At 44.0% G+C, this 14,605-nt stretch carries 10 protein-coding genes; 2 read left to right on the plus strand and 8 right to left on the minus strand.

Translation table 11 applies throughout. The features are described from left to right. Positions 1 to 49: 49 nt before the first annotated feature. Positions 50 to 832, minus strand: a complete 783-nt coding sequence (locus AC1RRY_RS16320; protein WP_492822670.1) for a DUF4344 domain-containing metallopeptidase — start codon at positions 830 to 832, stop codon at positions 50 to 52. Positions 833 to 1,101: 269 nt separating this feature from the next. Between AC1RRY_RS16320 and ggt the strand changes: the two genes are divergently transcribed. Next, positions 1,102 to 2,796 carry a gamma-glutamyltransferase gene (gene ggt / locus AC1RRY_RS16325; protein ID WP_492822668.1) on the plus strand — a complete coding sequence of 565 codons (1,695 nt, stop codon included), beginning with the start codon at positions 1,102 to 1,104 and terminating at the stop codon, positions 2,794 to 2,796. A gap of 51 nt (positions 2,797 to 2,847) precedes the next feature. On the opposite strand, the gene AC1RRY_RS16330 is transcribed toward ggt, so the two are convergent. From AC1RRY_RS16330 to AC1RRY_RS16345, 4 genes are all read right to left on the minus strand, one after another. Then, positions 2,848 to 3,633 carry a hypothetical protein gene (locus tag AC1RRY_RS16330; protein WP_492822666.1) on the minus strand — a complete coding sequence of 262 codons (786 nt, stop codon included), beginning with the start codon at positions 3,631 to 3,633 and terminating at the stop codon, positions 2,848 to 2,850. A 79-nt stretch (positions 3,634 to 3,712) separates the two neighbouring features. Beyond that, positions 3,713 to 4,735 (minus strand): ferrochelatase, encoded by a 1,023-nt coding sequence (gene hemH, locus AC1RRY_RS16335; protein ID WP_492822664.1) that lies wholly within the window; start codon positions 4,733 to 4,735, stop codon positions 3,713 to 3,715. Positions 4,736 to 4,842: 107 nt separating this feature from the next. Continuing rightward, the gene (locus AC1RRY_RS16340) at positions 4,843 to 6,402 is read right to left on the minus strand and encodes an acyl-CoA carboxylase subunit beta (RefSeq protein ID WP_492822662.1); all 1,560 of its coding nucleotides are present in this window, start codon (positions 6,400 to 6,402) and stop codon (positions 4,843 to 4,845) included. A 247-nt stretch (positions 6,403 to 6,649) separates the two neighbouring features. Beyond that, positions 6,650 to 8,008, minus strand: coding sequence for an amidohydrolase family protein (locus AC1RRY_RS16345; RefSeq protein WP_492822661.1), 1,359 nt, complete (start codon positions 8,006 to 8,008; stop codon positions 6,650 to 6,652). Between the two features lie 265 nt (positions 8,009 to 8,273). Here AC1RRY_RS16345 and AC1RRY_RS16350 point away from each other — a divergent pair, with 265 nt between their 5' ends. Continuing rightward, positions 8,274 to 9,350, plus strand: a complete 1,077-nt coding sequence (locus AC1RRY_RS16350) for a hypothetical protein (RefSeq protein WP_492822660.1) — start codon at positions 8,274 to 8,276, stop codon at positions 9,348 to 9,350. Between the two features lie 2 nt (positions 9,351 to 9,352). Here the strand turns inward: AC1RRY_RS16350 and AC1RRY_RS16355 are convergent, their stop codons facing one another. The 3 genes from AC1RRY_RS16355 to AC1RRY_RS16365 all read right to left on the minus strand — a co-directional run bounded on the left by AC1RRY_RS16355 (position 9,353) and on the right by AC1RRY_RS16365 (position 14,548). Continuing rightward, on the minus strand, positions 9,353 to 10,816 hold the full coding sequence (locus AC1RRY_RS16355; protein WP_492822658.1) for an NADH-quinone oxidoreductase subunit N: 1,464 nt from the start codon (positions 10,814 to 10,816) through the stop codon (positions 9,353 to 9,355). Positions 10,817 to 10,877: 61 nt separating this feature from the next. After that, positions 10,878 to 12,455, minus strand: coding sequence for a complex I subunit 4 family protein (locus tag AC1RRY_RS16360; protein WP_492822656.1), 1,578 nt, complete (start codon positions 12,453 to 12,455; stop codon positions 10,878 to 10,880). A 32-nt stretch (positions 12,456 to 12,487) separates the two neighbouring features. Further along, positions 12,488 to 14,548, minus strand: coding sequence for an NADH-quinone oxidoreductase subunit 5 family protein (locus AC1RRY_RS16365; protein WP_492822654.1), 2,061 nt, complete (start codon positions 14,546 to 14,548; stop codon positions 12,488 to 12,490). Positions 14,549 to 14,605: the final 57 nt, after the last annotated feature.

Consider the following 14,605-nt stretch of genomic DNA (forward strand, 5'->3'; position numbering starts at 1 on the left):
TTGAAAAAGTCTCTTTTCACATTAGAAGAGAGACTTTTTTGTGCAGTTACTACTGCTTTATCCAGGGGTCGAGTATTTTCAGCCATCCTTTTTTAATTTTCTGATAATCTTCTTCACAGCGGGTTGTCATGGTTGGGGGCAGCATTTTCCGACGGATAACCGCCCCATTCTGTTGCGGATTAGAGCCATAAAGCATACAAAGAATGTGATAAAAACGCTGATGGTCGAGGGAGTGTTCATCCCACAAATCCATATTTTTGAGCGGAATATTTTGGGTAGATTCACCCATCAGATAAAAGGCAATGGCGCCATCCAGCACTGCTCTGGAACCCTTTCTGCTGCCATCCGCCAAAAGGAAAACGGAGAAATTATCAACCGTATCTTCTTCTTTGCCTGTTACGGGCAGATCCATCAAATCTATCAATGCATGGCCCATTTCATGGTAGAAAATGAAAAGGATGGCATTAATTACCATTTCACGTAACTCGGCAGGATTCTGCGTTTTGGCCTTAAACAATTCGTACAGATAAGAAACCATTTCGTAGCAGATGGTCACTTTTCGGGAGTCTTCGTCATAAAAAGCATTACTGGCCCGGCATTCGTCGAATGTAATGTAAACATCGTCAGGCAAAGCCAGATACCCGTTTATATCGGCGGCAATGGCATCCAATATTTTAGTTTGTTTGATGCCCGCCTGAAAATCCCTGAAAAACGGGTCCCTGATATCATCGTTCCACACTACCTTCACATCGCCGCGGTCAGGCATTTTTGCCTGTTGGGCAATAGTACCAAATGAGCAACAATAAAAGAAAACAATCAACCGGAATCTCATAAACTATGATGCTGTTTTGTAAGCTATTTTTACAACGTAAAAAAATAGAATATCGGCATTGGGGACAAGCATATTTTAGTGAATATTTGTTAAAATTCGCAAACTGAGCAATTTGAGTGCTTTGTCTAATAAAAGACTGCTATAGACGAAATTCGAAGGGCTTTCTATGAGCTGTATGTATCGAATCATAGAAAATAGTATATTTGTTTGAACCTTTAATCCAGCACATTTTACTTTCTGATACAGCCATAATCATAACCGGAACTACTATGAAAAACATTTTCCTTTGCCTTATTCTGTTCTCCACCATTCAATACGTCCAAGCACAAGACCGTGTATATGGCAAAGTAGAGGCTACCCGCTCTGAAGTAATTGCCCAGAACGGCATGGCCTGTACCTCACATCCGCTCAGTACACAGGCGGCTATTGAGGTGCTACGCGCAGGCGGTAGCGCTATTGACGCGGCCATTGCAGCCAATGCCATGGAGGGCATGGTTGAACCTCACATGAACGGTATCGGTGGCGATCTGTTTGCTATTGTGTGGGACGCCAAAACCCAGAAACTTCACGGGCTGAATGCATCTGGGCGCTCGCCTTATGCGCTTACGCTGGCTGAACTGAAAAAACGTGGCTTGACGCACCTGCCTTCAACAGGACCCTTGCCTGTCAATGTGCCGGGATGCGTAGACGGCTGGTTTGAACTGCACAAGAAATTCGGCAAACTGCCGATGGAGAAAATACTGTCGCACGCTATCAATTACGGGCGAAACGGTTTTCCGGTACATGGCGAGCTGGCCAGTTCACTGGCGGCTGTACCCCGCTTGTATGGCAAGTATCCGAATGTGAAAGAACATTATTATCCGAACGGAGAAGTACCTAAAAAAGGAGATATATTTAAAAATCCTAATCTGGCCAATACACTTGAAAAAATAGCAAAGGGTGGCCGCGATGCTTTCTACAAGGGTGAAATTCCAAAAATAATAGAGGAGTTTATGAAAAAGCAGGGTGGTTTTCTGACCGCCAGAGACTTTGCCGACCATACTTCTACCTGGGTGGACCCGGTATCAACCAATTACAGAGGCTATGATGTATGGGAATTACCACCAAACGGGCAAGGCATTGCGGTATTGCAAATGTTGAATATACTGGAAGGCTACGATTTCTCTAAAATACCCTATGGCAGCACCGAGCATGTGCATTTGTTTACCGAAGCCAAGAAACTGGCTTTTGAAGACCGAGCCAGGTATTATGCCGACCCTGAATTTGCTAAAATTCCGGTGAAACAACTGATTTCAAAAGAATACGCTGCCGAAAGACGTAAACTGATTGACCCTAACAAGGCTGCTAAAACTTATGATGCGGGTAATCCTGCCCTGAAAGATGGCGATACGATTTTTCTGACGGTAGCTGATAAAGAGGGCAATATGGTAGCTTTGATTCAGAGTAATTACCGGGGATTCGGCTCGGGTATGATGGCTGACGGGCTGGGTTTTATGTTTCAGGACAGGGGAGAGATGTTCAGCCTGACCGAAGGAGAGTATAATACCTTTGCGCCGCACAAGCGTCCGTTTCATACCATTATTCCGGCTTTTATAACCAAAGACGGCAAGCCTTATATGAGTTTCGGTGTGATGGGAGGGGCTTTCCAACCACAAGGACATGTGCAGATAGTGATGAATCTGATTGACTTTGGCATGAATTTGCAAGAAGCAGGCGATGCTGCCCGATTGAATCACGAGGGTTCTTCTGAACCAACCGGTGAAAAAATGCTGGATGGCGGTATGATTACGCTCGAATCGGGATTCCCGTATGCGACTATCAGGGGATTAATGGAAAAAGGACATAAAGTTGGGTATATTCTGGGTATGTATGGCGGGTATCAGGCCATCAGATATGACCCTGTGCGTAAGACATTCACCGGAGCATCAGACCCACGGAAGGACGGACATGCGGCAGGATTCTGAAAGAGCATGAAACAAAGAAATTGCATGAGCCCCTCTTTTGGGGCTCATATTTTACGAATTGCCTATTAAAACGGTCAAACCAAATGCTGCTGCTAAAATACCCCAGATGATCAGGAATATCTTCCGTTCTTTCTTTTTCTCTTCTTTGGTCATGGAGTCATGAGGGCGTACCGGACTTCGGAATGCCTTAATAAGAAAATAGATGCCCCCCGCGAAAACCCCAAGCGTGACTAAAAAGCTAAGTACAGCCAATACACCCCAGCCGGAACAAGCCAGGCTGCAAGTAAGATACAGACCCCCATATGTCAGCAAAAGACTAAGCAGAAAAAACAACACATAAATAATGCGGTATTTAGCGGCAGAGCCATTGTCAGTACTTTTTTTAGCAAAGAGCCGTGCTTTATGTCTTTTTTGGTTTTTCTTTTCTATAAGTGTATTATCTGAGGCTGTTTGAACGCTGTCAGCGGTGGTAGTAACACTAACGGCCGCATGGGCTACAAATACACTACGTACCGAATAGCCCAGACCTCTGAAATGATTACCCAATAATATGGAAAGAAACAAACTGCCCAGCATGACAATACCCGTACTTGTAAGCCGGAATCTATGGCGGGTTTCTTTGCTGAGCGTATGATTCTGAAACTGATAATTGGTCTGAACGAAAGTAATCAGAAACACTATAGCCAGTACAGACAATTCGATAATGCCGGAAGAAAAAACAGGGAGGAAATTATGGCCGATGTCAAAACCGATGCTGCATTTAAGAACTTCAAAAACAACGATCAGTATTATAGCCTTTTTTTGGTTATGGCTGGCCCAGATGGAAACGGCATTCATAGATTATCAGAAACAATGTGAAATGCCAATATAACTAAACCGGGTATGCTAATGTTAAGCACACCCGGTTTTATTTATTTTACGTACGATTTTTCACTAAATCAGTCAGCAGGTCAATCCAGGCTTCCGAATCGTTGAGGCTTTCAACCAATTGCCAGTGTTCGCCACCATGTTCTTCAAACATTTCCCGGTATTCTTCACCTACTTCAATAGTGGTTTCCAGGCAGTCGGCCACAAAGGCAGGGGAATAGGCCAGTACTCTTTTTATTCCTTTTTGCGCCAATTCCTTTACCACGTTGTCAGTATATGGCTGAATCCAGGGCTCTTTGCCCAGACGCGACTGAAAACTTGTAGTATATGTTCCTTCTTTTAAGCCCAGCTCCTGTACCAATAATCGAGTGGTTTCGAAACAGGAAGCCCGGTAACAATGCTGATTAAAAGCATGAATGGTATCGCAGCAACTGCCTATTTTACAGGTATTACCTGTGCAATCGGCTTTAATCATCTGCCGTTCGGGTAAACCATGATAACTGAAAACAACGTAATCATAATTATCCTTTTCCAGATATTTTCTGCCATTGTCGGCAAAGGCCTTGATAAATTTAGGATGGTTATAAAAATAATTAACAAACCTGAGTTCAGGGATCACCTGCCATTGTCCGATTATCCGCATAACTTCTTCATAAACCGAGCCGGTTGAGGCGGAAGCATACTGTGGGAAAAACGGCACCACAATGATTTTGCTTAAGCCCATTATCTGCAATTCTTTCAGCCCTTTTTCAATACTCGGGCTTTGATAGCGCATAGCCAGCTTAACCACATAAGCATCGCCCAATGCTTCCTGCAATTGCTTCTCATTTTTTTCGCCGTAAATTTTAAGCGGAGATCCCTGCTCGGTCCATAACTCACGGTATATTTTGGCTGATTTAGGTGAGCGAAAAGGTGCAATGATGAAATTGATAAGTGCCCACCGGGAAACAAAGGGGATATCTATCACCCGCCCATCCATTAAAAACTCACGTAGGTATTTTCTTACATCGGGTACATCGGGGGAGTCGGGAGTGCCTAAATTGACAATTAATACTCCGGTTTTTTCAAGCATAAAAAGATAACTATTTTTGAAAAGAGACTATTCTTTTCTACACAATTGTATATTTAAGCGCAAAATTACTATTAAAACTAATCATATTCAATCTTAGAGCAGTTCCTTTACAGCGGAATATTGCCATGTTTCTTACGGGGCATGGTTTCCACTTTGTTCTCCAGCATTTTAAAGGCTTTCAGGAGTTTTTCGCGGGTATCTTCCGGTTTAATTACCTCGTCAATATAACCTCTGTGCGCCGCTTTGTACGGGTTAGCGAACTTATGGGTATATTCATCAACTTTGTGCTGCAACTCAGCTTGCGGGTCGGCAGCTTCGCTTATTTCTTTACGGAAGATGATTTCAGCGGCTCCGGCAGCACCCATAACAGCAATTTCGGCTGATGTCCAGGCGTAGTTCAGGTCTGCGCCGATGTGCTTTGAGTTCATTACACAGTAGGCGCCACCATATGCTTTGCGGGTGATGACCGTGACACGAGGGACAGTGGCCTCGCAGAAAGCATAGAGCAATTTAGCACCATGCATAATGATACCGTTCCATTCCTGATCGGTGCCGGGCAGGAATCCCGGTACGTCTTCCAGTACCAACAGCGGAATATTGAAGCAGTCGCAGAAGCGGACAAAACGGGCACCTTTAATGCTGGCGTCTATATCTAGCACACCGGCCAACACGGCAGGTTGATTACCCACAATGCCAATGCTACGCCCACCCAGACGGGCAAAGCCTATCACTATATTTTCTGCATAGCTTTTATGTACTTCAAAAAAACTATCGGTATCCACCAGTTCTTCTATCAGTTCACGAACATCATAAGGCTGATTCGGATTATCCGGTATCAGGTCAGTTAATTTGGCTCGTTTTTCGTTGCCGTCAGACTCATAACTCGTAAAAGGAGCCTGGTCTTCACAGTTAGACGGCAGATAACTCAATAACTTTTTGATGTCGCTGATGCATTGTACCTCATTGGCAGCCACGAAGTGTGTCACACCCGATTTGGTAGCATGCGTGATGGCGCCACCCAGTTCTTCTGAGGTTACGTCTTCATGCGTTACGGTTTTTACCACGTTCGGCCCTGTGACAAACATATACGAGGTGTTTTCGACCATAAAGATGTAGTCGGTAAGGGCAGGGGAATAAACAGCACCTCCGGCGCAAGGCCCCATAATGGCCGATATCTGCGGAATAACCCCCGATGCCAGAGTGTTGCGATAGAAAATATCTGCATAACCTGCCAGAGAGTTAACGCCCTCCTGAATACGGGCACCACCGGAATCGTTCAGTCCGATAAGCGGAGCGCCGTTTTTCATGGCCATGTCCATCAGTTTACATATTTTCTCGGCATAAGTTTCAGACAATGAACCGCCAAAGACGGTGAAGTCCTGTGCAAAAACGTAGATTAGCCGGCCATTGACAGTACCATAGCCTGTTACAACCCCGTCACCCAGATAATATTCTTTGTCCAGACCAAAATCTTTACTCCGATGCATTACAAATTTGCCGATTTCCTCGAAACTGTCTTCATCCAGCAATAATTCTATTCTTTCACGGGCAGTTAGTTTACCTTTTGCATGCTGACTCCCTATTCTTTTCTCTCCGCCGCCCTGTTCTGCTTCTGCATTTTTACGGTCAAGTATTTGTAGTTTTTCGAATTTAGATTTTGTTGACATACCGGGTTGAGTATCTTATGAATTGAGCAAAACTAAGAAAACTGTTACAAAAATGGCTTGTTCAGTCTATTTTTATTTGTGGCCTATGGCCTTTGAGTGCACATAAATCGTTTTCAGAAATTATCTGTGGAAACTGATTCTGTTAATTGCTTTTCTGAAACACCCAATGAATTGGGTGGCTATCAAAACAAAGGAATAATTAGTATGTTAAGGCGGACTTAAGTCCGCCCGATTCAATGATTTTGTATCAGTTTTTCACCAGCCTGCTTAAGGTAGCGTCAATTTCGCTTTTAGTGAGCCATCGGCCATTCAGCATAACTCCCTGCACATTACCTACAGCATTGATGTCTTTCAACGGATTATCGTTGAGTAGAACCAGGTCGGCAACAGCACCGGGTTTAATAACACCCAGGTTATCCTGTTTGAAAAACTTCCCGATATTCACAGTGCCGGTCTGCAATGCCTGATACGGCGTAAGTCCTGACTGAACAAGATAATTCAATTCATGCTTTAACGAAAAACCGGGTACGCTGAAAACCTGAGGTGCATCAGAGCCTAATAGTAAGCCGACACCCTGCTTCTGGCTTTCCCGAATGATGGTGCGTCGCACATCAATATACTTTAGCACCGCAGCCGGCTTGTAACGTGGGCTTTTCATGGTGTTGTCTTTGTTTCTTGCCCAGCCATCTAATGTCTGTTTGTCCATGTATTTCATCTCAGGCCACGAGAGCAGGTCTTGACTGGTTCTGTTGGGAGACTGCCAATGCTCGGCCAGTGTTTGTGTCGGAACCAGCCAAACGTTGTTGTCTTTCAGGGTTTTCAATACTTTATCCAGTCTTGATACGTCTGCATCATGCCCTACATACAAACTGAACAAGCCGGCTTCTTCTTCCGCAAGGGTGTCCAGTCGGGGCATCATGGCTTCTACAATGCCGTCGAGGTGGTCAATGGTGGCATAACCTGCCTCAGCCGAGCGCCATACACCTACTCCAAAAGATACGTGTCCGGCAAATGGCATATTCACTTCTTTGGCCGTTTTTACGATAGCTTCAAAATTTGCTTTGGTAATGCCGGGGTGCATTTTCATGAAATCGTATCCGGCGTTTTTCTGGCTTCTGACTTTTTCAGCGGCCTCTTCAGGAGTTTTGATGCTGGCACCGCTGAACGACGGCCCAGAGGTGTAGATTTTCGGCCCCAGTACCTCACCCGATTGAACCTGGCTTCTCAACTGCATATGCAGCGGATGTCCCAGCATGCTTCTGATGGTGGTAACGCCGTTGGCTGCAAAGAGCAACAGCACGTCTTTCATGGGTTGGATGTTGTCTACCGGCGGCACATGCGCATGCATTTCTGCCAGGCCAGGCATCAGATATTTACCTTTTGTGTCAATCACCAGCGCATTTTTGTCATATTTTAATTTTGTGCCTATTGCCGTCACGAGGCCGTTTTTAACCACAACGGTCTGATTGTGAAGCACGGTTTCGGAGGTCATCGGAATCACGGAAACATTGGTAAAAACGATTTCCTGCTGGCGCGAGTCGATGGTTTTCTGGCCTTTGCTTACCAAAGAAAAGGCCATCAGAAGTAATAATAGTCTGATTTTCATAGTTATAGATGTTAGAGAGGTCATAAAATTGTGAGTAGAACAGTTGTTTTCTTATCAGAAAACCTAGTGCAATATAGTTAAAAATGAGGCGCACAGTCAGAAATTTTCTGATTCTTTGTTATGTAATACCGGGCCTGAACTACGCATGTGCTAATCGGGTAGCGGTGCTTTCGTTGTAATAAAACAGACCTGCGCAATCGGTTGTTAACACTAAAACTGAAATTACTGTGGTTTTTAATCTGCAAACAATTTCATATAATATGTTATGAGATATAATCAATCGTATACCCTCAAGTTGATCGAGGTATTTTTTTTACTACTGGTTATTATTGGCCTTTCACAGTATTCCGGCTTTGTTTCCGGTCTTCAGACACAGGTGCTTGCGGATACAAGATTCTTGTGGATTTCAGTTGCGGCGCTGGTGGTTTTAAGTGCTATTCTGGCTCTTGTCTGGCAAATATTTGATAAAAGAGTAAATCTGCACGACTGGTTTCAGACAATCATTATCTTTTATGTGGCGCATCAGATTATTACCTACGGTGTTTCCAAGATACTTCAAACGCAGTTTCTGATACCTAATTATATATTGGAGCGCCCGGTGGGCGAGCTGAACGGTTTCTGGATAACCTGGGCCTACTTCGGTTATTCGCCTACTTTTACTATTATTCTGGGCTCCATACAGATTCTGGGGTCAGTTCTGCTTGTTTTCAAAAAAACACGGCTTCTGGCAACTTGTATACTATTACCTGTGATGGTCAATGTCTGTTTCATAGATCATTTTTATGATATATCGCCATTAGCTTATTTCAATTCGCTGCATTATACAGCCATATTGGTTTTTCTATTGTTGCAGCATTTCAGCAAACTCATAGATTTGTTTTTTTCTTATAAGGAATACTATTACTTTAATAAGAAAACAGTTTTGCTGAATCTGGCCAGAATACTCGTAATCGGGGGAGCCGTTGCGTATATTTATTGGCTTAAAAGGGAAACTCCGCCTGAAACGGCTCTAACCGGTGTATGGCGTGTTGACGAAATAATTATTCAGAACAAGAGCGTGATGCCTTCGGCAAGTATGACAGGTGAAGGGTGGTCGAAGGTTTATTTCGAGTGGAACAACAGTTGTTTGTTCAAATACGCTCCTGACCGTTTTAATGACAGAAAAGATTTACGCGGCGAATACAAAGTAGACGAAAGACAGCAACTGGCGAGCATCATTTTCAGAAGCAATAACAGAACCGATTCGATGCGACTGAAATATCAGGTGAATGGTAATGCCATGATTATGACAGGTACATATCAGAAAGACCCCCTGCAAATGAAACTCACCCGGCTCAAATAATCTTACAACTTTTCAATCAGGTTCATAATCAACTCGGGATTAATGAAAAAGTATACCAGAAGGAAAATGTAAACAGATAAGAGCACTCTCTTCAGAATATCTAAAGGGTATCGTTTGGCACTGCCCTTGGAGTCTTTAAAAATCATAAAGTAGGGGATGCGCAGATAGTAGAAAATAGAAATAGCCGTATTTAGCAGGCTGATGATTAGTACTACTAACAGAAGCGTATTACCCGAATCGTGATAGGAATTCCAGAGCGCTGTAAAAATCAGGAGTTTACCCGTGAAACCTACCGTAGGTGGGAAACCCACCAGAGCAATCATGATTACTACTGCCGATAGACCCAGAAATATGTTTTCCTGACCCAGTCCTTTCAGGCTTTCCAGCTCATAACTTTCGGTTTTGAGAGCCAGTAAATCTACCAGAAGAAAAGCCGCCAATGTAATAAACAGATAAGTAGCGACGTAGAAAGTGGCTGACTGCATGCCAAACGGATTCATAGCCAACAGACCCACCAGCATAAAACCGGCATGGGCTATTGTAGAATAACCAAGCATACGTTTGGTATTGGTTTGCCACAGGGCCGACAGGTTCCCTATCAGCAAAGAGCCTATGATTACAATGGAGAGAATTAATCTGAAATCAACGCTCAGTCCGTTCAGAAAACGAATCATCACTATAATAACTCCGGCTTTTGGTGCAATAGACAAAAAAGCCACAATAGGAGTAGGGGAGGCTTCGTATACATCGGGTGTCCAGCTATGGAATGGCGCCGCCGACAGCTTGAACAGCAGCCCGCCGATGGTCATGAATAATGCCACATTGGCCACCCAGGGTGGATTCTGCCCCAGAAAAGTCATGAACTCATGGCTGCCGAAGTTGAGGGTGCCTGTCATGCCATAGAGCAACGAAACCCCATAGAGCATTACGGCTGAACTGGTTGCCCCCGTAAGCAGGTATTTGATGCCTGCTTCGGCATTTGGTTTGGCCTTATTGATAACCACCAGTACATAAGAACAGATAGAGACCATCTCAAGCGCCACATAGAGCATCAACAGATGAGAGGTCATGCTCATGAGAAAAAGCCCCAGTATCAGCGCCATAAATATGACATAGAACTCGCTTACTACTTTGTAGCCTACAATCCAGAGATGCAGTATAACGGCTAAAGCCGCCACCGTGACCATGATTTTGAAGAAAACGGCCTGTTCATCCAGAAAAATAAGACCATGAAACAGTGCGACCCCCGAATTGAAGTTCTGCTCCAGATAATTAAGAGAAATATAGAAAACAAAGCCTATAACAATCAATGCCGTTATGGTGATGATGTTATACAAGTTGGCAGTATCGTTTGATTTCTTCTGAAAAGCCACTATTGCTACTACACATAGAAACACTCCGGCAAAAAAGAGTTCAGGCAGTAGCAATCCGGTGCTGAATAATATATGTGAAAGTTTTTCGAGCATTACCTGTTTGTCAGCTGATGAACTTCCCCCAGCTTTATATTAAGGGTTTCGGGTGGTTTCTTTAAAATTTTGCTGTAAATATTCTGACGGTTTCACTGCTGACATCAAAAATCAGATTAGGAAAAATACCAAATGCAACAGCCAGCGCTGCCAGACCATACAATAGTATCATTTCCCTGATGTCGAGGTCTTTCATATTGGCTTCCTGATTACGATTTGCCCAGAATTTGCCGAAGAACATCTTCTGGAGTGTCCATAGAAAATAGGCTGCAGACAGCACCAGACCCAGCATGGCAAGCATAGGAAGCCAATCAGGTAATATTGTTGACTTAAAAGCGCCCATCAGCGTAAAAAACTCACCTATAAAACCCGGCAGAGACGGCAAACCCAGTGCACCGAAGAACCCAATGGTAACCGCCAGTGTAAACAAGGGCATCTGAGTAGCAAGGCCTCTGAAATTATCAATAATGCGATTGTGTGTGCGGTCATAAATAACACCGGCAATCAGGAATAGCATAGCCGATAGAATTCCATGTCCGAACATCTGATAAACGGCACCGTTTACCCCTTCGGCTGTAAGAGAAGACAAACCCAGCAATACAAAACCCATGTGCGATACAGACGAATAGGCTATCATTTTCTTGAGGTCTTCCTGCGCCAGGGCATTGAGGGCTCCATAAACGATGGATAACACCCCTGCTCCGGCTACAACGATGGCAAATTCCTGAGCGGCGTCGGGGAAGAAACCATAGGCAATACGGACAAAACCATAGGCTCCGATTTTAAGCAGTATCCCTGCCAGTATCACCGATACAGGCGTAGGCGCTTCTACGTGGGCATCCGGTAGCCAGGTATGCAGCGGCACAACCGGTAATTTAATCCCAAAACCCAGTAGCAACAATATAAAAGCAAAAGCACGTGGCGCCATGCCGAATATTTGCTGATGGCTGTCTGGTGATAATAAAGAACCGGGAATATAATTTTTGGTGTCGTTCAGCAGCCGGAAATCGAATGTATGTACAGTGGTATTGAGTTGTTGTGAGAAAAGCGTATCGTTGACTGACATTCCCAAGCCTATCATCACTATCAGAATAAATACCGAGCCCACAAAGGTGTAAATGAAAAATTTGATGGCCGCGTATTCTCTTCTCTCTCCACCCCATATACCTATCAGGAAATACATAGGTAATAGCATGAATTCGAAGAAGATAAAAAACAGGAAGAAATCAAGCGCCACAAAGCAGCCGATTACTGTGCCTGACAGCAACAGAAACAAAGAATGATATGCTTTTTGACGATGCCCGATATTGAAAGAGGCAACCGCGCCAACAACAAACACAATACCCGACAGCAGAACCATAGGCAGATTGATGCCATCAACGCCCAGTATGTAATCAATTGAAAGTATACCCAGATTACCGAGCCCAAGTCTTATCCATTCGTGGTGCTCCAGAAACTGAAAACCGGTCAGTTTTGTGTCGTATGTATTATATAGGGTAAGAATATTTAAAAGATTGATAATACTTACCAATACAGAAATCCATTTGAAAGAATCTTTGTAGGTATCAGGTAACAACAACACCAGCACCGCCGCTATAGCCGGAAGAAAAATGAGTGTTGAAAGTAGAATATTATTCATGCCACGATTCCCGGTACGAGAATTTATTTAGGTTATACTATTAATAAGACTATGATTAAAACCAGACAGACAAATATGGTAATGATATAGGTCTGGGCTTTACCATTCTGAATCTGTCGGGTATAATTACCCGATTTACCTGTATAGTATGCGATGAAGTTAATGAGTGCGTCAACAATGTTGTGCTCGATCCACCTGACAATGTTTGCAAGCCCTACAAACAGCCGGGCTGTCAGGTTTACAATGCCGTCAATTATCAGGCTGTCAAACTTATAAATAATAGGTGTAAGCCACAAAACCGGATTCACGAAGACAGTCTGGTAAAGCTCGCTCAGATAAAAATTATGAAACACCAGCCTGCTTACCAAACCGTCGGGTTGTGCCTTGAATTTATCCAATCTGCTGCTTTCTATCTGTGTATATCTATAGCCCAGCCAGATGCCTGCCACCGAAACCAGAATAGCCACGTAGGCGATCCAGTGGAAGCTCTCCGAATGATGTGGGAAGGATTCAAAGAACCAACTGCTTTCGGCATAGAACGGATTCACCGAAAAAATAAAGCCAAAAGAAGCAACAGCCATAACGGCAACGGCCCACTCCATTGGCCCCATTTCTGAAATAGCTTCATAAAACAGTTCTATAATCAGTTTGTCATCTTCTTTAGGTTCATCGTCTACCTTTACTATGCCTTCTACGCGTCTCACCAATCTTTTGTAGAAACTTACGGCACCTGACGAAATAAGTTCGATGGGGTTATCATCTCTTTCCAGAAAGACCAGATAAACCTGCCGCATCATATAGAAAGCGCTCATGCCCGACACAAGCAAACAGGTAATGGGAATGATATAATATATTGAGGAAGAATGATTCGATGCCCAGTCGAAAGCGGCTACGATGATAGCATCTTTTGAAAGAAAACCAGAGAAAAGCGGAATACCGGCCAGTGCTGCTGCACAAATGGTATAGCCATAGAAAATGACGGGTATCTGCTTCCGCAGGTTGCCCATCAGGCGCATGTCCTGCTGGTGATGGGTATAGTGAATCACAGCCCCTGCCGCCAGAAATAATCCGGCTTTGAAGAACGCATGTGTAACCAGATGGAAAAGGGCGGCATTCACAGCGCCGATACCAAGGCCGACCACCATCAGGCCTAACTGCGAAATGGTAGAATAGGCCAGTAGTTTTTTTATGTCATATTGGTTAAGAGCAGAGAGAGCTCCAAAAAAAGCGGTAAGAATACCTACCACTGCCATAATCAGCAGGGCATCAGGCGACAGAATCGGAAATACACGGGCCATCAGAAAAATACCTGCGGCTACCATAGTGGCAGCATGAATCAGCGCTGATACAGGCGTGGGGCCTTCCATGGCATCGGGTAACCAGATTTGTAAGGGTAGTTGGGCCGATTTGGCCACGCAACCACAAAAAACCAGAAGCCCCATGGTGGTCATTAACGGACTATTGAAAGCTTCTGCCGGAATCAGCCTGGCCTTTTCGGCAATAAGCGTGAGATCAAAAGTGCCAAAGTAGCGGTAAACCAGAAAGATGCCTATCAGAAAACCGACATCACCAACACGGTTAACCAGAAAAGCCTTTTTAGCGGCATTGGTTGCGGTGTGTTTTTCGTACCAGAAACCTATAAGCAGATAAGAACAGACACCGACCATTTCCCAGAAAATGTAAATCAATAACAGATTGCCCGAGATAACGATACCGAGCATAGCCAGTACGAAAAGATTAAGATAGGCAAAATACCGGCCGAAACTAGGGTCGCCGGACATGTATTTTATTGAGAAAACCTGTACCCAAAGTGCAATAAACTGCACCAGAAAATACATGAGGAAGGTAAGCCCGTTCAGTAGAATATCAAAAGTAAAAGCGGTGTCGCCAATATGAAACCAATTGAGGTGAATTACAAAGCTGGTATTGTTGCTCAGGCTCAGACCCATTGAAAAAAGCACTCCGACTGCATTGAGCGATATTGAAAGCAAACCTACCGATTGTTCACTTAAGGAGTTTCGTTTGAATAGCAAGAACGAAAACCCAATGAAGTATAACAATAGATTGATTAATATAACGTGCTCGGCAGACATTCAGATTAAGCGCTTTTTTGCAAATATCTTACCTAATGATTTATAAAGCAAAGATGA

This window comes from Emticicia sp. GW821-FHT11C11, assembly GCF_058808615.1.